This window comes from Pedobacter sp. WC2501 (assembly GCF_052682415.1).
The window spans coordinates 5,793,621-5,813,763 of sequence record NZ_JBQZFI010000001.1 but is presented as its reverse complement, the minus strand read 5'-3'; the positions used below and the strand labels follow the sequence as shown (position 1 = coordinate 5,813,763).

14 protein-coding genes and 1 pseudogene are annotated in these 20,143 nt (G+C 37.7%); 3 read left to right on the top strand and 12 right to left on the bottom strand.

The annotated features are described in order from the left end of the window. Window positions 1–2 precede the first annotated feature (2 nt). Both ACUN24_RS24280 and ACUN24_RS24275 read left to right on the top strand, forming a co-directional pair. Window positions 3–863, top strand: a complete 861-nt coding sequence (locus ACUN24_RS24280) for a PorP/SprF family type IX secretion system membrane protein (RefSeq protein WP_445564851.1) — start codon at window positions 3–5, stop codon at window positions 861–863. A gap of 655 nt (window positions 864–1,518) precedes the next feature. Then, complete coding sequence (locus ACUN24_RS24275) at window positions 1,519–4,071, top strand: ATP-dependent Clp protease ATP-binding subunit (protein ID WP_445564850.1); 2,553 nt, start codon at window positions 1,519–1,521, stop codon at window positions 4,069–4,071. A 183-nt stretch (window positions 4,072–4,254) separates the two neighbouring features. On the opposite strand, the gene ACUN24_RS24270 is transcribed toward ACUN24_RS24275, so the two are convergent. The 7 genes from ACUN24_RS24270 to ACUN24_RS24240 all read right to left on the bottom strand — a co-directional run bounded on the left by ACUN24_RS24270 (window position 4,255) and on the right by ACUN24_RS24240 (window position 14,745). Then, window positions 4,255–5,127, bottom strand: a complete 873-nt coding sequence (locus ACUN24_RS24270) for an ATP-grasp domain-containing protein (protein ID WP_445564849.1) — start codon at window positions 5,125–5,127, stop codon at window positions 4,255–4,257. 141 nt (window positions 5,128–5,268) lie between these two features. After that, the gene (locus ACUN24_RS24265) at window positions 5,269–6,336 is read right to left on the bottom strand and encodes a PA0069 family radical SAM protein (RefSeq protein ID WP_445564848.1); all 1,068 of its coding nucleotides are present in this window, start codon (window positions 6,334–6,336) and stop codon (window positions 5,269–5,271) included. 111 nt (window positions 6,337–6,447) lie between these two features. Next, complete coding sequence (locus ACUN24_RS24260; RefSeq protein ID WP_445564847.1) at window positions 6,448–7,686, bottom strand: carboxypeptidase-like regulatory domain-containing protein; 1,239 nt, start codon at window positions 7,684–7,686, stop codon at window positions 6,448–6,450. Between the two features lie 788 nt (window positions 7,687–8,474). After that, on the bottom strand, window positions 8,475–9,713 hold the full coding sequence (locus ACUN24_RS24255) for a carboxypeptidase-like regulatory domain-containing protein (protein WP_445564846.1): 1,239 nt from the start codon (window positions 9,711–9,713) through the stop codon (window positions 8,475–8,477). A 185-nt stretch (window positions 9,714–9,898) separates the two neighbouring features. Next, window positions 9,899–10,654, bottom strand: coding sequence for an energy transducer TonB (locus tag ACUN24_RS24250; protein WP_445564845.1), 756 nt, complete (start codon window positions 10,652–10,654; stop codon window positions 9,899–9,901). A gap of 176 nt (window positions 10,655–10,830) precedes the next feature. Next, on the bottom strand, window positions 10,831–12,483 hold the full coding sequence (gene recN / locus ACUN24_RS24245; RefSeq protein WP_445564844.1) for a DNA repair protein RecN: 1,653 nt from the start codon (window positions 12,481–12,483) through the stop codon (window positions 10,831–10,833). A 99-nt stretch (window positions 12,484–12,582) separates the two neighbouring features. Continuing rightward, the gene (locus ACUN24_RS24240) at window positions 12,583–14,745 is read right to left on the bottom strand and encodes a M56 family metallopeptidase (protein WP_445564843.1); all 2,163 of its coding nucleotides are present in this window, start codon (window positions 14,743–14,745) and stop codon (window positions 12,583–12,585) included. A 6-nt stretch (window positions 14,746–14,751) separates the two neighbouring features. On the opposite strand from ACUN24_RS24240, the pseudogene ACUN24_RS24235 reads away from it, so the two are divergent. Beyond that, window positions 14,752–14,838: pseudogene (locus ACUN24_RS24235) on the top strand (hypothetical protein); the annotation flags it as partial. A 2-nt stretch (window positions 14,839–14,840) separates the two neighbouring features. Here ACUN24_RS24235 and ACUN24_RS24230 read toward each other — a convergent pair. From ACUN24_RS24230 to ACUN24_RS24210, 5 genes are all read right to left on the bottom strand, one after another. Next, entirely contained in the window at window positions 14,841–15,212 is a 372-nt protein-coding gene (locus ACUN24_RS24230; protein WP_121281962.1) for a BlaI/MecI/CopY family transcriptional regulator, read from the bottom strand. A 444-nt stretch (window positions 15,213–15,656) separates the two neighbouring features. Further along, a complete protein-coding gene (gene porD, locus ACUN24_RS24225) occupies window positions 15,657–16,550 on the bottom strand; it encodes a type IX secretion system protein PorD (RefSeq protein WP_445564842.1) in 894 nt (297 codons plus the stop codon). After that, window positions 16,547–17,743 (bottom strand): bifunctional phosphopantothenoylcysteine decarboxylase/phosphopantothenate--cysteine ligase CoaBC, encoded by a 1,197-nt coding sequence (gene coaBC, locus ACUN24_RS24220; protein ID WP_445564841.1) that lies wholly within the window; start codon window positions 17,741–17,743, stop codon window positions 16,547–16,549. The genes porD and coaBC overlap by 4 nt, the downstream gene beginning before the upstream one ends. A 78-nt stretch (window positions 17,744–17,821) precedes the next feature. Then, a complete protein-coding gene (locus tag ACUN24_RS24215; protein ID WP_025145617.1) occupies window positions 17,822–18,148 on the bottom strand; it encodes a DNA-directed RNA polymerase subunit omega in 327 nt (108 codons plus the stop codon). A gap of 3 nt (window positions 18,149–18,151) precedes the next feature. Further along, complete coding sequence (locus ACUN24_RS24210; RefSeq protein ID WP_445564840.1) at window positions 18,152–19,099, bottom strand: outer membrane protein assembly factor BamD; 948 nt, start codon at window positions 19,097–19,099, stop codon at window positions 18,152–18,154. Window positions 19,100–20,143: the final 1,044 nt, after the last annotated feature.

Sequence of the window (20,143 nt, the reverse complement as noted above, 5' to 3'; positions counted from 1 at the left end):
GGATGAAAACAACAATATTAATACTGGCTGCTCTTATCGGTGTTTCGAAGGTAAAAGCTCAGACTAATCCATTATTAAACCAATATTTTAACAACACTTATCTTGCTAATCCGGCCATGGCCGGGTTGGCAGGAGGTGCAACTGCAGACCTGACCTTCCGTTCACAATGGAATAATATTCCCGGTGCTCCTATGGTACAAAACCTGAGTGCCACTTACGGATGGGAAAGAGTAGGGGTAGGGTTAAACATGAATCTGGATAAAGCCGGTTTACAAAGGCAAACGAGAATTCTGGCAAGTTATGCCTATCATCTTCCGCTTAACGAATCTGCAAAATTACATTTTGGTTTGTCTGCCGGTTTTACAAATCAGCGGGTGGATATGCAAGATCTTATAGGAAATCCAAATGATCCGCAGGTTGGCAATTATAATAACGACCATAAGACGTATTTCGATGGAGATTTTGGAGTTGGACTAACTTCAAAGCGCTTTAATGCAGATTTTGCATTGGTGAACCTTAAAAATTATTTCAATAGAGACAACTTAAAACTAATTAATACCCCTGCTGTATATGCAGCAGCAGGGTACAAAATTGATATTGGCGAAAGTCTGTTTCAACCTAAAGTAGCTTATCGTTCATTTACGGGAATTGCTGATATTGTTGATATCGGCGGACAACTTGGAGTTGCCAATCAACAGCTGTTATTTACAGCCATGTATCATACCAGTAAGGCTGCAAGTTTTGGTGTTGGGTTGCATTATAAGAAAAAATACATGATCAATACCGCATATACCACACAAACTGGTAATTTAAGCGGTTACACGGCAGGGAACTTTGAGATTAACCTTGGTATCAATTGGTAGCTTTAATAAATATCTGAACAGATAACCATTGGATATACTTTCTGCTTAATTTTAATTAAAAACAAAAAATGCTGACCATTATATTGGTGTATACAGTATTTGGTAATTAAATAGTGACATTAAGTTAAAATGGGCGCAGCATTTAACTGTGGTCATTTTAATTTTAATCAAGGCAGTTACTTACTATGTTAAAAACAAAAACAACCTATTTACGGTTAACTTCGTATTAAGGTTATTATATATTATTAGACTGGTTTGATGAGTTTTTTGATTTCTATCTGGTAAAATTGTTAAATGATGTCATGTTCTTTTGTTTTTCTGTCAAAACTTGTAAATTGCCTAAGTAAAAAGATACAAATTGTCAGTTTTTAATGGCTAAAAAATCCTTACAATAAACCGACAATAAGATATCTGTAACCGGATGTTTTTGGCAAATGTCCCTTTAAAACCTTTAGAACACTTATTACGTAGATAGATATAAATAAATTAATATTTATCGAAACAATAATCTTACATTGAATTTTGGGTTCTCGGGCATTCAAAAGCCTCTTTATCCACCCATATGGCGCAATTGTTGATAAAATAAAGAAAACAGTACGTTCGTTTTTATAAAGTTATTTTATAGTTTAGGGACGTAGCTGTTAAGAAAGGTATTATGGAAGCAAAATTTTCACCACAGGTTAAAGATGTAATCTCTTTTAGTAGGGAGGAAGCGCTCCGCTTAGGGCACGATTACATCGGAACCGAGCATTTATTATTGGGCCTCATCCGCGAAGGCGATGGCATGGCTATAAAAATTTTACGATCGTTAGGGGTTGATACAGGTAAATTGCGCCGCTCAATTGAAGATGCCGTTCGCGGTACTTCGAGTGTTACAGTAAACTTAGGCAATATTCCGTTAACAAAACAGGCAGAAAAAGTTTTAAAAATTACTTACTTAGAAGCTAAAATATTTAAGAGCGATTTAATTGGCACCGAACATTTATTGTTATCGGTTTTGAGAGATGATGATAACATCGCCTCACAAATCTTATTGCAGTATGGCGTTACTTACGATGTTTTTAAACAGGAGGTTGAAGTGAATAAAAATGGTTTCAGAGATGATATCTCAAATAGTGCTTCTACAGGAGGCGATGATGATTATCGCGAAGAGGAAAGCTTTAGTACACCTAAAAAGGTTTCAGATATAAAATCTAAGACCCCTGTTCTGGATAATTTCGGTCGTGATTTAACAAAAGCAGCAGAAGAAGGTCGTTTAGACCCGATTGTAGGCCGCGAGAAAGAAATTGAACGCGTATCGCAGATTTTATCCCGCAGAAAAAAGAACAATCCAATTTTAATTGGAGAGCCAGGTGTGGGTAAGTCAGCAATTGCGGAAGGTTTGGCCTTGCGCATTGTACAACGTAAAGTTTCACGTGTGCTTTTTGGCAAACGTGTAGTTACCTTAGATCTTGCCTCATTGGTAGCCGGTACAAAATACCGTGGCCAGTTTGAAGAACGTATGAAAGCCGTGATGAACGAGCTTGAAAAATCTACTGATGTAATTTTGTTCATTGATGAGATCCATACCATTGTTGGTGCTGGTGGTGCATCTGGTTCATTAGATGCATCCAATATGTTTAAACCTGCTTTGGCAAGGGGCGAAATCCAATGTATTGGTGCTACAACATTAGATGAATACCGTCAATACATTGAAAAAGATGGTGCTTTAGACCGTCGTTTCCAAAAAGTAATGGTTGAGCCTGCTACACCGGACGAAACTGTAGAGATTTTAACCCGTATTAAAGATAAGTATGAAGAACACCACGGTGTAACGTATACTGATGAAGCTATTTTAGCTTGTGTTACTTTAACATCGCGTTATATTTCTGATCGTTTCTTACCTGATAAAGCGATTGATGCTTTAGACGAAGCAGGTTCGCGTGTTCACTTAACCAACATCCACGTTCCGCAGAATATTATTGATATCGAAGCTAAAATTGAAGATATCAAATTAGAGAAAAACAAGGTTGTACGTAGCCAGAAATATGAAGAAGCTGCAAAACTGCGCGATACAGAGAAAAATTTAATTGAAGAATTAGATAAAGCTAAAGCGGAGTGGGAAGCAGAAACCAAAACTAAACGTTACGAAGTATCAGAAGATAATGTAGCCGAAGTGGTTTCGATGATGACGGGTATTCCGGTGCAACGTGTTGGACAAACAGACAGTGTAAAACTGTTGAACATGTACGATAAAGTAGCCGAGAAAATTATTGGTCAGGATGATGCAATCAAAAAATTGACCAAAGCAATCCAACGTACAAGAGCCGGATTAAAAGACCCTAAAAAACCAATTGGTTCATTTATTTTCTTAGGCCCGACAGGCGTAGGTAAAACAGAATTGGCAAAAGAACTGGCCCGTTTCATGTTCGATAGTGATGATTCTCTGATCCAGATCGACATGAGTGAATATATGGAGAAATTTGCAGTATCACGTTTAGTGGGAGCGCCTCCGGGATATGTAGGTTATGAAGAAGGTGGACAGTTAACTGAAAAAGTAAGAAGAAAGCCTTATGCTGTAATCTTACTGGATGAGATTGAAAAAGCTCACCCTGATGTATTCAATATCTTATTACAGGTTTTAGATGAAGGGCAGTTAACTGATAGTTTAGGACGTAAAGTTGATTTTAGGAATACAATCATCATCATGACTTCTAATATTGGTGCCCGTCAACTTAAGGATTTTGGTCAAGGTGTGGGTTTCTCTACAGCAGCGAAAACAAACCAGGCAGATTCTCACAGTCGTGGTGTAATTGAAAGTGCATTAAAACGTGCTTTTGCCCCTGAGTTCTTAAACCGTGTTGATGATGTAGTGGTATTCAATAGCTTAGGTAAAGACGAAATCTTCAGAATTATCGATATTGAATTAAAAGCTTTATTCGGTCGTGTTCATACCCTTGGTTATGAAATTGCATTAACTGATAACGCTAAAGAATACATTGCAGATAAAGGTTTTGATAGTAATTTTGGAGCACGTCCATTAAAAAGAGCGATTCAGAAATATTTAGAAGATCCAATTGCTGAAGAGATCCTTAAAGGCGAACTGGCCGAAGGTGATGTTTTAGAAATTGATTACGATAAAACTACCGAACTGATTTCTATCAATCACAAAAAAGGCGAAAAGAAAAAAGAAGAGCCGAAACAGGAAGAAGATTCCTCGAGTAAATAAAAAAGAAACTCCCGGTGAAAACCGGGAGTTTCTTTTTTATAATAATTAGTGATAACATGCCGCAAAGGATCGTCATCTCGACTGGAGCACAGCGAAATGGAGAGATCTATTTATAGATTTTGCTGCGCAAAGCCTTCGGGTTCTCGGCTTCGTTTCACTTCGCTCGAAATGACGATCTTTATATTACATCAACTCCCGTAATGCCTGATAATACCGCTCGTAATTTTGAGGATCGGTATTTAAGAACAAGAACGGTTCTATCAGTTCTAACTCCATCAGTAAAAATTCGCCATTTACAAAAGTGCCATCAACCCGTGCATACAGGCAATCTTTAGCAAATAACGTTACGTAATGTTCTGCAGTAGCAATATGTTCTGCACGAGGTTTTTGCGGATGCACAGATCCACCATGGGCCGGTTGTACCCTAAAATCGCCAGGTTTAGCCTGCTTGATTAAGGAATGACTATACACGCAATTAAAGAAAATGAAAGACCATTCACCGCTTTCCAGAATCTCCGATAGGAAAGGCTGGACGATAAAATCTTCTGCCTGTATAAGTTGATTTAATTTTTGATTAACCTCATTTACATTATCTGCAGTTACCTTAAATGTGTTTTTTGCACCACCACTCACACAAGGTTTTACAATTAACTTATCGGTTTTGAATTTCTCGAAAAAATGTTCAAGATTTACGCTTTCTTGATTTTGAATGAAGAAACCAGGTGTGATTTTTAATCCAGCTGCTTCAATTTCCCGCAGATACTGTTTGTTTGCATTCCATCGCACAACATCAACAGGGTTAAGCAATTTTACCTTTTTTGCTTCCAGGTGATCAAGCCAATGGTAAAATTCTTCAATCAGGTCAAAATAATCCCATGGTGATTTTAAAATGGCAAGCGAATAATCTTCCCAGTTTATATTCCGATCGTTCCAGATTACTTTTTCAATGTTCAGTCCTTTTTCTTTAAGAAAATTTAAGAGCTTATCATCCTCACTTTCAACTGTAGCGCTATCATAAGCACCTTTATCAAGGTAGGTTACTAATGCAATGTTCATGACGTTAAAACTAAGTTTTATCAACGTGGAATACAAATCCAAGGTTCAAAGCGTCCCAATTACAAATTTCGACCAACTAATTTGAAATGGCCGTGATGATAAAACCACGGCAACAGAGCGCCAGGGATTTCTCCCCAAATTTTAAAACAGACTCACCTGGTTACTTGGAATTTTGAATAAAGTATGGTCTAAAATAATATCCTTTACATTTAAACCATTTAATCGGCAGTGTAGCCTGAAATTGTCCCTGATCATTTGAGAAATATTGCCATCGCCTCGCATTCGGTCGCCAAAACGGCTGTCGTTTACATGACCATCGTGGCAACTCTGAATCGAGTGCCATACTTTATCAAAACGATCTGGAAAATTTTTTCTAAGCCAATCTTCAAATATCTGTCCTATGGCTCCGTTTAACCGCACTACGGTATAACCTGCTTTAATGGCACCTGCATTAGCCACCGCTTTTAAAATTTTCGGAATTTCATGATCGCTTAAACCAGGCACCAAAGGAGCAACCATTACGCCCATAGGAATACCAGCTTTGCTCAATTCCTCTACCACCTTTAAGCGTTGTTTTGCTGTGGTGGTACGTGGTTCCATCACCTGGCGCAGATCCTCATTTAAACTATTAATGGAAACATAAACCATGCAGAGATTCAGCTTCGCCATTTCCTGCAGAATATCCCGATCGCGGAGGATCAAAGAGTTTTTAGTAATCATGCCAATGGGCTGCTTGTATGCCAGCGCGATTTCGAGTAATTGGCGGGTGAGTTTAAATTTCCTTTCTGCAGGTTGATAGCAATCGGTATTGCCCGAGAGTGAAATGGTCGTCGCATCCCAACCTTTTTTCTCTAAAAACTTTTTAAACAGTTCAGGTGCGTCTTTTTTTACAATTATTTTCCGTTCAAACTCAATACCTGCGCTATACCCCCAGTATTGGTGAGAGTTGCGGGCATAACAATAAGTACAGCCATGTTCGCAGCCCTGGTAAGGATTAAGCGAATAAGCCATGCCCACATCCGGACTATCAACCTTGTTTACGATGGTTTTTGAATTCTCGAAAATAAAGGATGTTTTGCGGTCGCTTTCTTCCCAATCATCTATTCCCTCATCGTGTTCCTTTACATAAACATCCTTTAAAAATTTGTTATGTGGATTAACCTGAGCCCCCCGACCTTTAAAATACTGTTTTTCTTCATCGCTAATCATAGATTAAAATTACTAATATTTTTAGTAATTTTAATGATCAAAAATGGTTATTTTTCAACAATTTTAGTTTTAGATCCTATCCATCTTACATTTTCCATCTCACATCTTCCATCATTCCTTCCTCGGAAGCGGTACATAATCCATGGGTACCATATCGGCCACTTTTTCGTAAGCCCAATAACCTTCGAAAAGTAAAGATCGTGAATCATAAATGCCACCATTTTCGTAAAAGCGGACACCCTCACCAGTTAAATTGGCAACAGAGATTTCATTTTCGGGAACATCTAAAGGTCTGAAAATCCAAAAACCGGTTTTAGAGTAAGCCAGCGATTCTTTCTCTTTGGTATATTGAATCAGCAAGGCATCAGTATAACTTAAGTATTTTAAATTCCGGTTAAAATAATGCACTAAGGTATCGGTAAGTACCTCTGCTCTCGAAAATTTATCGATAGTTTTCGGCATTTCCTGTTGCTTGGTCCAAAAGGCGAGCAGCGCAGTATCTATTTTTCCTTTGTTCTGTCTGATGCCCGTTTTTTCGGGTACGGCCTTAATCTTTTCTAAATTGGTATTGATAATGTATTGTGGATAACGGTTAGGGTTAGGGATTTTGATCATTTTATTGATGATAAAACCTTCTTCCTTTGTTTTATTGGCATAAAGCGAACGAAAAAAATGTTGCGAAGAACCATAATAAGCTACTTCTCGGGCGGCGATATATTTTTTCTTTTTAGCTGCTGAAGCTTTTAATTCTTCAAAAAACGGGTGACCAGAATAATAAATAATATGGGTTCGGGAATTATATTCAAAATGATCGAGCATGTATTTGAGTCGGTAACCTAAAGCTTTGTTTTCGACCACCAAAAATTCGGTTGTAGAAACTGTTAAGGTACTTTTAGTTACATCATAATCTACATTTAAAACCTGCGGATTTAAGATTTTGCATTGAGTTGCATTGGGCGTTTTGCCGATAAAAAATTCTTTAAACTGGTTAATATATTTCTGGCGGTTAGGGTCGGCCCTAATCACCACTTCATCAAGCTGGGCAACATTTTCTTTTAAAACAAGTTCTACCTGTACCGATTTATCCGATATGATTACACTTTTAGAATAGGGGAGGTAACCAACCAGTTGAACAAGTAGATCATAACTGCCCGGCTTTAGGTTTGAAAGTTTAAATCTTCCATCATTATCAGCAACTGTAGCAATTTTATACCCACTTAAATAGATACTCGCACCGGGCAATCCATCTTTTTGATCCCTAACCAGGCCACTAATTGAGAAAGTATTTTGAGCATTGACATTAGTACCCAATATAATCAGCGTAAGGGCTACTAAAAGGCTTTTAATCATGGAGACGAATGTAACCAAAAGGCGTAATATTTATTAAAAACGAAAAAGAATTTTAACAAATTTAACATTTGATGGTGATCGTTAATGGGTGTTGTCATCCTGAGCGCAGAGAAGGATCTTTAAGAAGATGATTTGTTAATATAGGCCTGATTTATAACAAAAGTTGCTTTTTATTTGAAAACGAAAGCTCCGTTTTCCATGGCTACAGCAGCCCCGCCATCGCTTGTAGTCCTCGTTACGTTGCACTTCACTGTGGGCTACCCGCTCTGTCAGGTTTATTTAACAGCGGTAGGTGCGACATAGTTCCATGCCCTCAATAGGATTACCGGTCTTGCCAGCTAAACCCGACCGCAGAGGAAAACCCACAGCCCGAAGCATCAGGGCTGTCATCCTGAGCGAAGAGAAGGATCTTTAAAAAGATAATTTGTTAATAAGACTGATTTACAACAAGAGTTGTTTTTTATTTGAAAACGAAAGCTCCGTTTTCTATGGCTATAGTAGCCCCGCCATCGCTTGTAGTCCTCGTTACGTTGCACTTCACTGTGGGCTACCCGCTCTGTCAGGTTTATTTAACGGTGGTAGGTGCTGCATAGTTCTAAAACCCTCAATAGGATTACCAGCCCTGCTAACTAAACCCGACCGCAGTGGAAAACCCGCAGCCCGAAGCATGAGGGCGAGGATTTGCAACGAAGGGCGGGACTGCTGAAACCGAAGAGCACTGTATTTGCTTTTCAAAAAAGAAAAAAATGGAGTCTGGTTTTATCTCCCTTATTGTGTTGATGATGTTTTTACTTATTTTCCGCTACCTTAACTGGCGGCAAATAATCCATAGGTACACTATCTGCAATTTTTTCCCAGCCCCAATAACCTGAATAAAGCATCGAACGTGGGTTGTAAATAGTGCCGTTTTCGTAAAAATATACCGGAACAACGTGTAAGGCGATGGTCGAAATCTGGTAATCGGGCATATCTAACGGTCTGGCAATAGACAGGCCGATCCGGTTGGCATAAGTAGGATCTTCTCTTTCTTTTGTGTAAAGAACATAAAGTTGATCCGTAAAATTGAAACTTTTAATATTTTGATTCTCTACATGCACCAGTGTATCCTGTATTACCGGAGCGCGGCTTAAAAAAGAAATTCCGCTGGCAAGGTTTTTCTTTTTTATCCAATAGCTTAATGAATCTCCGGGGGTAAAGTTTAATGTACGTGTTAAGCCATCCTGGACTTTTGTTAAACGTTTAATATTCGCATTTATGGTACTATCTGAAGGTTTGTCAGGATTTGGTTGGGTAATTAATTTATTAATAATAAAACCCTCTTCGGTGGCACGATGGTGATAAATGGATCTAAAAAAATGCTGCGGCGATCCCAGATATGCAGTAATCCGTTTTTGATCCCAAATTTTCTTCCGCCTTGCTGATCCTTTTAAGTCTTGATAATACGGAAAACCTTCATAATAGATGATTCTTGTTTTGCTATCGTATTCAAAATTATTCAAAAGGTATTTAATTCGGTATCCAAGCGCCTTGTTTTCGACAATTAGAAATTCGGTGGTTTTTACGGTTAGTTTATGTTCCTCTTTATCGTAATCTATAATCAGTACTTTAGGATTGATAAGCTTACATTGTTCTGCATTAGGAGTGGTTCCAATAAAATAGGCCTTAAACATGCCAATATAATGTTCTCTGTTCGGATCGGGTTTAATGGTTACTTCTGCCAATTGAGTTACACTTTCTTCGAGGGTAAGATCAAGTTTTACAGCTTTATCAGCAATCACTACGTTTTTATTTAACGCTTTATAGCCAATTAATTGTACTAAAATATCATAGTTTCCTGGTTTTAAGGGAAGGGTATATTTGCCGTTATTATCTGTTACCGTAGCAATTTTATAACCACTTAAATATACGCCAGCTCCAGGTAAAGCCTCACCTAGCTTATCTTTAACAATGCCCGAAAGGGTATAACTTTGTTGAGCAAGACAAAAGTTACCAATAAATAATAGAAATATAAGTAATAAGGATTTCATGGCACAAATATAAACTAATTTATTAGTTTATATTTGTGCCATGTTGTAAAATTTTTGGTGCTTTCCTAGTGGTGTCAGATATTACTATCTGACACTGAATCAAATCAATATATTAATGCCGTGGTCTGCGTCCTCACAGGTCAGGGAATCAGGCATATAGCCCCGATAAGAGGCTTTTTGTTGAATTACATCTTATCTTCGAGTTTAAAAAGAATTTCTACAATTCCATCTGATAAAACAGGTTTGCCATTTGCAATTTGTGGATACCATCTTGGAGATAAACTAACTACTCTAATTGCTTCAGCATCACAGCCATAGCCAATACCGTTTAATATTCTCGGATTGATTAGATTCCCACCTTTATTGATTGAAAATTTAACGATTACCTTACCCTCTATATTCTTTTTAATTGCTTGATCGGGATAAGTCAAATGTTTATAAATCAAATCATAAAAAGCTTTTTTTCCGGACGGGTAGGAGGCTGGTTTGTTAAGGCCTGGAAAGGCACAGACTAAGTAATCCGTTACAATATATTTAACTTCTTTACGCTTTTTTAATCTTTTGGCAGTTATTGTTAATTTGGTTGTATCTACATTTTTATTTTTAAATGTATTAAGCGTAATGGTTATAAATCTACTCCCTTCGTTAACAATTTTAAACTCATCAGCCCCAGTATTTATTGTGAAAACATCGTTAAGTTTAATACCGTTAATGGCGAAATACCCTAAGCTATCCACTTTTGCATAAATCACATCGTTTTGAACAATGGTATCTTGAGACGTTGTTTTAATATAAAGATTTGGAATTACAGAACCATCAATGTTAAGGATCCTTCCTTTTACATGAATAGTATCCAAAAAGAATTTTTTAGGGGATATATCTTGCGCGTTAGCCTTAAAAAAAAAGCAAATTAAAGTTATGAGTAGAATTGTTTTTTTCATGGTTACATGATGCCATAAGGAATGTATTTCCACAATTAACCTAATAATTCTTCCGTTTTTTTGGATGGCCGATCCCTATCGCCGTGGTCTGTGTCCTCACAGACCACTAATTTTTAGATTTCGATTTGATATGAAAACGGTCTGTCGGGACACAGACCAAGGAATAGCATGGTAAATTATGCCAATAATTCTTTCGCATTTTCGATGGCTGATGCCCCTGGGTTTTTCCCACTTAACATTTCGGCAATAACACCAATACGTTCTTCCTGTTTAAGCTTGCGGATTCCGGTAGTGGTTTTTCCTTTATCCTCATTTTTATGAACGAAGTAATGTGATATTCCTTTGGCTGCAATTTGTGGCAGGTGTGTAATCGAAATTACCTGCATGTTGTGCCCTAAATCCGAAATTACTTCTCCAACTTTTAAAGCAGTTTCTCCCGAAATTCCGGTATCTATTTCATCAAAAATAATGGTTGGTAAGGATGTATGTTTAGCCAATAAAGCTTTTATGGCCAGCATTAATCGGGATAACTCACCACCAGATGCCACTTTATTTACCGGCGCAGGGGCCTGACCTGCATTGGCCGTAAAGAGAAGATTGATTTCATCCAAACCATCTTTATTCAGTTCTGATAAGATTTTTTGGTCCAGAACCAATTTGGCATTTAGCATACCTACTTTTTTTAAGGTGGTGCTGGTTTGCTCTTCTACCACCTTGATGGCTTTTTTACGGTTGGCGCTTAACTGGTCGGCCTGTTTGTGCAGTGCCTTTTTGAGTTGGTCGATTTCTTTCTGAAGTTTTTCAATATGCTCATCAGAAGATAAGAGTTTGTTCAGGTTTTCTTCCAGTTGTTTTTGAAGTGCTAAGAGTTCTGTATTATTGGCTAACCTGTGTTTTTGTTGAAGTGAATAAAACAGATCTAACCTTTGGTTTACAATTTCTAAGCGATCGGCACTATGTAAAGTATTTTCTTCTATTGCAGAAACCTCATCGGCGATGTCTTTTATTTCAATGATCGATGAGCGCAAACGTTCGTATAATACATTAATTGCCGGATCGAATTTTTCTATGCCCTGTAACTGTAACGAAGCCTCTTTTAAAATCTGAAGGGCAGAAGGTTCGCTTTCGTTAATTAATCCAGAAGCGGTAAGTAACGCCCGTTTAATGGTTTCGGCATGTGTTAAGCGCTCCAGTTCTTGTTCCAGATCTTCCTGTTCGCCTTCCTGTAATTTTGCCTGTTCGAGTTCGTTAAACAAAAACTGTTCATAATCCTGTTTATTACGGGCTTCGTCGGCCTCAGCGATTAATTTTTTTAACAGGGAAGTATCCTGTCTAAGTTTTTTAAACCCGCTACGATAATCAAACAATAGTGATTGGTGATTGGCCAGCGAATCAACAATCAATAATTGAAAATCAGAATCATTAATCTCCTGGGTGGCATGTTGCGAGTGGATATCGATCAGTTTTTCGCCAATTTGTTTTAAGATTGATAAATTAACAGGCGTATCATTAATGAACGATCTTGTTTTACCATCAATCGATATTTCCCTGCGCAAAAGACTTTCGTTCGAAAAATCAAGGTCATTTTCTTCAAAAAGTTCTTTTAGGTTTTCGTCTGCCAATACAAAACTACCTTCAATAACACATTTTTTATCCTGATTAAAAAAGTATTTGCTTTCTGCCCGCTGACCCAAAATTAGCGACAATGCGCCAAGTATGATCGATTTACCAGCACCGGTTTCACCTGTGATGATATTTAAGCCTTTATCGAATTCGATATCAAGACTATCAATTAATGCGTAATTACGGATAGAAAGTTTATGTAGCATGCTAAGCAAAAATATTAAAATTTATTCAACAGCACCGTACAAAACAAAAACAGCGAAGAATAATCTTCGCTGTTCATGATCTGTTTGGTTTATCTGGTGTTATTTTATAGAAATATTAATTACCTTATCGTCAGCAATTTTTAGGTTGGATGTCTGAAGATAACTTTTTATTGCCAATTGATTGGCATTGGTAAAATCTGATTTTTTATATGTTAATACAGCAGTTATTGTGTTCAGTGCTTTAACCGCACCTGTAAAATCCTGATTCTTGTATAACATAACAGAAGGAATTACCTGTGAGCTTTTGTTGCCGTTTTCAACTTTTTCTTTTTTCTCCATTTTCTGTTTCAGCTCCTTTACTTCACTGTCGAATTTTTCTTTCAGCTTTTTATATTCTTCAGTCTGTCTTACTTTGCTGTTAGTGTTATTGTTATCGTTGTAAAAGAATACTGTACCATTTTGGCCGTTAAGTGAGTTTCTATTTCCTTTAAATGTCGAGTCAGCCTGCAATCTCGATAATCCTGATAAACGCACCATATCACCAGATTTTAAAGCCTCTATCCTGATGTTATCAATTTGTGCCCTGAACTCCGGGGTATTCATTTTTGCAGCCATATCTTCGCCCATTTTTTTCCATTTTGCTTGTGCTTCCGGCGAACCGAATTCTTTAGCCATATCTTCACTCATTTTTTTCCATTTAGCCTGGGTCTCTGGAGAATTCATTTTCTTTTGCATCTCTTCTCCGAATTTTTTCCATTTAGCCTGTGCTTCGGGTGAGTTATATTGTTTGGCAACATCTTCTCCGAATTTTTTCCATTTAGCCTGTGCTTCGGGTGAGTTATATTGTTTGGCAACATTTTCTCCGAATTTTTTCCATTTAGCTTGTGCCTCTGGCGAATTATATTGTTTGGCCATATCTTCGCCAAATTTTTTCCATTTAGCCTGTGCTTCCGGCGAGTTATACTCTTTATAAAATTTTGTGTGTAAAATAGAATCGTTTAATCTGAATTTAAATGAACTATCAAGATTGATCCTGTATATTCCATTGCTGCCAAAAAGTTCGTCGCTGTAAAAATCTTTTCTTAAGCTATCGGGCATTTCTTTTACCGAGTTATATTCGGTTTTTTTACCATTTGCATCAATGGTAACAATTTTGATTTTACGTTTTTTGGTCGTATCGGTACAGATCAGTTGGCTTATGGTTCCGTTAGCAGACCGTACGCTCAAAATCTCTTGTTTAGGTTGTTTTTTGTTTTCTTTTTTCTTTTCCGTTGGATTGATCCAGGCAATAGAAAACAAGCAGGCTACTCCTAAAGTTAAAGCTGCCATTTGCTGTTTGGCGTTTAAATAATTTGTTTTCATGTTGGTTATTCTTTTTATGCGTTGATATAAATTCTGGGTCTTGCCTGTTGCTGCCAGAGCATAAGCCGGACTATTTTTATCTTTTAATAATTCGAGTTTAAGCAAGGCATGGGCATAATTCAATGGTTTTCCGGTAATTTTTAATACCAGATCATCGCAGGCATGCTCACGCTCAATATGTATAAACCTACCCGCCATCCATACAAATGGATTATAGAATAATAATGTTTCTATGGCTGTTTTAATGAGGTTTAATAAGAAATCGTTTCTTCTGATATGCGATAACTCATGGATTAATATCGCTTCTACCTGATCGTTGTCTAATTGGTTTACCAGGGCTAGTGGAAATAATACCACAGGTTTTAAATAACCGATTACCAAAGGCACGTTAACGATAGAAGAGAGGTGGAACCGGATAACTTTGTTAATTTTAAGGTGGGCAGTTACTTGCTCGAAAATAGTTTTCCAACTGTCCGGAATAGCACTTAAACTTTCTTTTTTCAATTTTGAAAGCTGACCATAACCTTTAATAATAACAAATAACTGAAGCACAATACCAATAGCATAGAATATAACTACAATTGGAAAGTATTGCTCGGCCTTGCTGCTAAAACTTGGTGGCAGGTTGTTGAAATATTGGTAAACCTGTAGCTGTTGGGCGTTAATTGCGGGAGGCTGAGTATTGACATTCAATGTTAATTGATGAATGAAGTTATAGCCAAAGCCAGCAAACATTAAAATGATGGCACCGAAAGCAAGGTTGTGCTTATGTTTTGCTGCCAGCTTCGGAATGCTGAGCATGACGATAAATAGGATGCCATAAATGATGGCGCTTTGCCAAACTGAGTTTAAAATACTCCAGCCAAATGCTTTGATAAACTGTTGTAATAAAGTTTCCATAACGGTGGTTTTAATTTTTTATACGGGGACAATCCGAAAATTTTACTGTTTATTAGGGATCTAAACCCTACACCTTTCAACCTTCAACAATAGCCTTACTTCAGACTATCTAAATATTTTTTTATTTCGTCAATTTCTTCTGCACTTGCACTGTGGTTACCCAAAGCCTGCATCACCAATCTCGCTGCCGATCCGTTAAATACGTTATCGATCATTTTGTTTACCAATTGTTTTTCAGTTTTATCCTGACTAACAAGCGCTTTATAGATGTGCGTTTTTTGATTGGTATCCCTTTCGACCATTCCTTTCTCGTGCAAAATCTGCATCAGTTTTAAAGTTGTGGTATACCCGGAGTCTTTTTTATTTAATGCCTCATGAACTTCTCTTACCGTTGCATTCCCCTTTTGCCAAAGTACCTGAAGGATTTCCATTTCACCTTCTGTTGGTTTGATGTTATGATTAGTCATATGTTACAAGTTGTACGAATTATTTCGTATTCAAATGTACGAAGATATTCGTAATATCAAAATATTTTAACAAGTTTTTAATTTTATCGGTTAATTATTGAAACTGGTTAATTGCTTAACTATGATATTAGGATACTGGGTAGGGGTAAAATGTTGTATATAATCAGGCTTTAGAAAGGAAAACCCCTACTATGAAAAACTGACTGAAGTTATTAAACCTGATTGATGTGGATACCGGCCTGTGTTTAAGACCTGCAGGCGTATGAACGAAAGCCAGGGCTACCTTTAATCGAAAACCTGAGATTGCTTTTCTAAAATTAATTAAGACAGATAGAGAAACTACTTTATCGAATAGCCGAGGCCGGAAGTCCGGAGTAGGTTAGCCGAGGCAATAATCAGCTCCTAAGCAATCAACCATGAACGATCAAACTATTGACCAATAAACTAATTTTTCTTCAGCCCCTCGTACTTACCAATATTTGCCGGATCAATTTCTGCCAGCATATTATAGGCTTTCATGCGCTCTTGTCCATTGAGTTTAGAAAGTACATTGGTTACTTCTTCGGCTTTAGTGGCAAAATAAACATTAGGGAAGATAGAGCCCAGTTTCTGCTTATCCATTTGTTGCAGTGCAGGTAGTGCGGCAACAATCTGCGTTAAACCTTTATCATTATCGGTTAGCTGATCAAGGCCACTTAAATGATAACTGTAAATGAAATTGCGGAGCTCGGCAAAAATGGGGTTTAAAACATTTTCGTTGAACCAAAATCGGTTACGTAAGCCATCTGCTGCTCTCCAGCCGGTATTACCAGAAGCCTGCGCAAGGTTAATAATATTCTGTGCTTTTTTGTAAAAAGTAGTTCCGCCCATTTTGCTAAAACTATCTTTATCCATACCGATAATGGTATAAGCATAATAGGTGAGGAGGGCACTGATATTGGAAATGTAATTTTGATCAGAGAAGTCGATTGTAGCGCCATCATTGAAATTAAAATCGAAATTCTTATCACTCATATTTAACAAAGTGCTATTGTAAGAGCTGTTAAAAACCGGGCGACTGCTTTGAATCTGGGCTTCGGCAGTGTAGCCAGAGCCGCCATCCCACGAATTAATCGTGATGATAAAACTACAGTCAATGCGCTCCTGAGGTTTGTAACTTTCGTTACTGAATTTGTTATTGTTTAAAAAATCGCGGATTGTTTTTTGCAAAGCATCTAAAGTTGGTTTGCTAATGTTCGAAACCTGGGGAGCCAGCAAAGTTACCCTCGCGTTTAACTCCTGCGCCTGCAGCTTCCCGAAACCAAACAATACCAATATCCAAACAATCTTTTTTATCATTTCGCAATTTTTAAAATGGCAGTACAAATATCTTTGGCAACGTCTCTTTTCGATTTCATATCAAAAACAGTCCGTTCTAAAGCTTTGTTAAAAATAGTAATTTTATTGGTATCTGATTTAAAACCTGCGCCCTTATCATTCAAAGAATTTAGAACAACCAGGTCAAGATTTTTCTTCTCGAGTTTGCCTTTTGCATAATTCTCTTCATCATTTGTTTCTAAAGCAAAACCAACCAAAATCTGGTGTGCTTTTTTTGTCGTACCTAAAGAAGCGAGTATGTCCGTTGTTTTTTCCAGTTCCAAAACTAATCCGCTATCCTGTTTTTTAATTTTTTGGGTGGCAACCTGCTTGGGACGATAATCGGCTACAGCCGCACACATTACCGTGATATCGCTTTCAGGGAAAAATGAAGTACAGGCATCGAACATTTCGCGGGCACTCACCACATCAATTCTTTTTAAACGTTGTCCAGCTTTTTGTGCGGTTGGTCCGGCAATTAAGATAACCTCAGCACCCAGTTTCGCCAACTCATCAGCAATGGCGAAACCCATTTTCCCTGAGGAATGGTTGCCTATAAAACGCACAGGATCTATAGCCTCATAAGTAGGACCGGCGGTAACCATTACCTTTTTGCCATATAATGGCATAGATTCTTTAATGGCATTATCCAGAAAAGAAACAATTTCTTCAGGTTCAGCCATTCGGCCTTCACCCCAAAGTCCGCTGGCCAATTCGCCATTGGCAGGAGCAATAACAGTATTCCCAAAACCAATAATACGTTCAATATTATTTTGGGTAGTTTCGTGTTTCCACATATCCAGGTCCATAGCCGGGGCTACATAAACCGGACATTTAGCGGAAAGATAAACAGCTGTTAATAAATTATCGCAGATTCCCGTTGCTAGTTTGGCTAAGGTATTAGCACTTATCGGAGCAATTATAATGAGATCGGCCCATAAGCCAAGCTCAACATGATTACTCCATACGCCTGTTTCTTCTTCGAAATATTGCGTATAAACCGGGTTTTTAGAAAGCGTAGCAAGGGTAAGTGGTGTAATGAAATTAGCACCATCAGGAGTAAGAATAACCTTTACGTTTGCGCCAGCTTTTACAAGCAGCCGAACCAAAAATGCCGACTTATATGCTGCGATGCTACCGCAAACGCCAAGGATTATGTTTTTATTTTTTAGCATAGTGCGCAGAGTACATAAGGCATGGAGCATAGAGCGTAGTGCTAAACGCTTTGCCCTAAACGCTATGCGCTATGCCAGTTACTTTTGTTCTTTAGCAGGATTTCTGTGATAAATTTTTTCGTTCAAAAATTCATCAATAGCAACCAAAACAGGCTTCGGCATACGCTCGTAGTGCTTGCTGATTTCAATCTGCTCGCGGTTTTCGAAAATTTCTTCCAAATTATCGTTGCTAGAAGCAAATTCTGCCAATTTACCGTGTAACTCTTCTTTAACGTTGTTCGAGATCTGATTTGCTCTTTTAGCAATTACCACTAATGATTCGTATAAGTTATCAGTAGTTTTATCTAAATCGTGTACGTTTCTGGTTACTGTAGTATTTGGTACAGCAGGTTTGTTAGTATTCATCTATTACTTGTTTTTAATATTCGTATTATCTGCATTAGTTGGTTTTGCAGAAACGGTATCTTTCAATTTACCGGTTCTGATCAGCATCTGCTTGTATTTTTCCTGATCGGCAGCATATAAGGCCAATTCTTGTTTGGTAGCCACAATTCCTGCTTCCACATCACCCTTAAGCGCTTTTGCATCCTTTGCAAATTTACTATCCGGGTGGTCTTCAGTAAACTCAGTATATAAAGCAAGCGCCTCATTATACCGGTCTTCCTGGCGGATGACATAGCTATTTTTAGCGTATAAATATTGCGCTTTAATCATCAAAAAGTCCATTTCCTCAGCATACTTAATATCCGGGTAGTCTCTTTGTGCATTTTTTAAGGCAATAACAGCCGCTCTGTAATTATCTACATTACTAGGGCCTGTAGTTAAATACATTTTAGCATTTTCAAATGCTTTATCTTCCAACTTGCCCCTTAGTACGGCAATATATTTGCCTGCAGCTGCAGCACGATCGCTTGTAGGGTATAAGTTGATAAATAATTGAAGCGCATCAATAGCTTTATAGGTATTTTCCTGATCTAAAGAGAAACTTGGAGATTCTAAATAATAGCAATAAGCACCCATGTATCTCGCTTCTTCCGCATTCTTACTCGCTGGGTAGGTATCCGCAAAACTTTTAAATTGGTATCTCGCAGTGGTGTAATCACTTAATCTATATAATGTATAAGCATAATAATAGTTCAAATCCTCAGCTTCTGCACGGCCACGATATTTTTGAGAAAGATCCTCAAAAAGAACTAATGCTTTACTGTAATCGCGTTTGTTATACAAACGAAGCGCCTCCTGGTATTTTTTTGCAACGTCATTGCTCGCTCTCAATTTCTCGAAACGACTTTTACAACCCGCAATACCCAAAGCGGCAATAAATAATAAAATAATTAAGTGTTTAACTTTAAACATTCTGCAAAGATAATTAATAATACGATAACATCAATAAAAACAATTCGCCGCTAAGCTATGCAAAGCAATTCAGTAGAATATAACAGTTAACAATTTTTAACATATATATAAGGTTAGCTTATATACTATATAGTATGCACTCTTTTTTTTCAGTAAAGCAGTTGTTATGCTACTATATAAGTATGCTCCCGCTTTCCGTTTGTAGTGCCGGCTTGAGGCCGGCAGCTACCACTTCAATCGGATTTAGGTGGGCGGGGCTGGGAGTAACTTACGAAGTTTCTAATGGCAATGTGCCTAGAACTTCGTAAGTTTTTAGGTCAAACCTCGCAGGTTTTAAAGACCTGCGAGGTTTATAAGAGGTGCAAACACCCGATTTACCAAAAAGTTTTGTCTGATGCAAAACTTTTTCCTGCTGTAAACCATCAACTTACGTTAAAACCTGCGCTATTCCACAAAAAACCTTTGTCGTTGAACAGAATTTTCCTACTTTTGCATCCCGCTTCGGAGGAAGAGGTTAATAAACTGAAAAGACGGCATAGGGATGAGGAGAGCAGGATTTATTTTAAATAAATGTTGCAGATGAGAAAAAGATTGCTACCTTTGCAGCCCGGTTCGGAAGAACGGAAAGCCAGTTAAACCTGGCATATTGAAAAGCAAAGAAGGAAAGAATAAGGCTTGAAAAATAAAATTTATTTTATTTGGAAGTCCGGAAAAGTTCCTTACCTTTGCACTCCCAACCGAAAGGAAGGGTAAAAAAATCGGAACGGCGGATGTCGGGAAGATAGAAAAAAAAAGATTGAAACAGACGTAAACACGTTTAAGACTAACAAGGCTTGAACGGGCTGAAGTTTGAAGATATATAAATGACCGGCCGTGAGGTTTACAGGTCAATAAGTTCTTAAAAGAGATGTCAATGTAGCGTAGCGAGGTAATGGAGTACTGGTCAAAGTACATGATTACGTAGCTTTATTTTAAAGGTGGTGTCTAACAGACAACATAACAAAAAGAAGACTATTTTTAACAATAGTTAAAACTGGTCAGCAT

Coding starts and splice junctions, on each gene's coding strand:
- ACUN24_RS24260 (WP_445564847.1), bottom strand. CDS start 7,686: ATGATTAAAAGCCTTTTAGTAGCCCTTACGCTGATTATATTGGGTACT.
- ACUN24_RS24275 (WP_445564850.1), top strand. CDS start 1,519: ATGGAAGCAAAATTTTCACCACAGGTTAAAGATGTAATCTCTTTTAGT.
- ACUN24_RS24255 (WP_445564846.1), bottom strand. CDS start 9,713: ATGAAATCCTTATTACTTATATTTCTATTATTTATTGGTAACTTTTGT.
- ACUN24_RS24250 (WP_445564845.1), bottom strand. CDS start 10,654: ATGAAAAAAACAATTCTACTCATAACTTTAATTTGCTTTTTTTTTAAG.
- coaBC (WP_445564841.1), bottom strand. CDS start 17,743: ATGCTAAAAAATAAAAACATAATCCTTGGCGTTTGCGGTAGCATCGCA.
- ACUN24_RS24270 (WP_445564849.1), bottom strand. CDS start 5,127: ATGAACATTGCATTAGTAACCTACCTTGATAAAGGTGCTTATGATAGC.
- ACUN24_RS24265 (WP_445564848.1), bottom strand. CDS start 6,336: ATGATTAGCGATGAAGAAAAACAGTATTTTAAAGGTCGGGGGGCTCAG.
- ACUN24_RS24240 (WP_445564843.1), bottom strand. CDS start 14,745: ATGGAAACTTTATTACAACAGTTTATCAAAGCATTTGGCTGGAGTATT.
- ACUN24_RS24215 (WP_025145617.1), bottom strand. CDS start 18,148: ATGAATACTAACAAACCTGCTGTACCAAATACTACAGTAACCAGAAAC.
- ACUN24_RS24210 (WP_445564840.1), bottom strand. CDS start 19,099: ATGTTTAAAGTTAAACACTTAATTATTTTATTATTTATTGCCGCTTTG.
- ACUN24_RS24230 (WP_121281962.1), bottom strand. CDS start 15,212: ATGACTAATCATAACATCAAACCAACAGAAGGTGAAATGGAAATCCTT.
- porD (WP_445564842.1), bottom strand. CDS start 16,550: ATGATAAAAAAGATTGTTTGGATATTGGTATTGTTTGGTTTCGGGAAG.
- recN (WP_445564844.1), bottom strand. CDS start 12,483: ATGCTACATAAACTTTCTATCCGTAATTACGCATTAATTGATAGTCTT.
- ACUN24_RS24280 (WP_445564851.1), top strand. CDS start 3: ATGAAAACAACAATATTAATACTGGCTGCTCTTATCGGTGTTTCGAAG.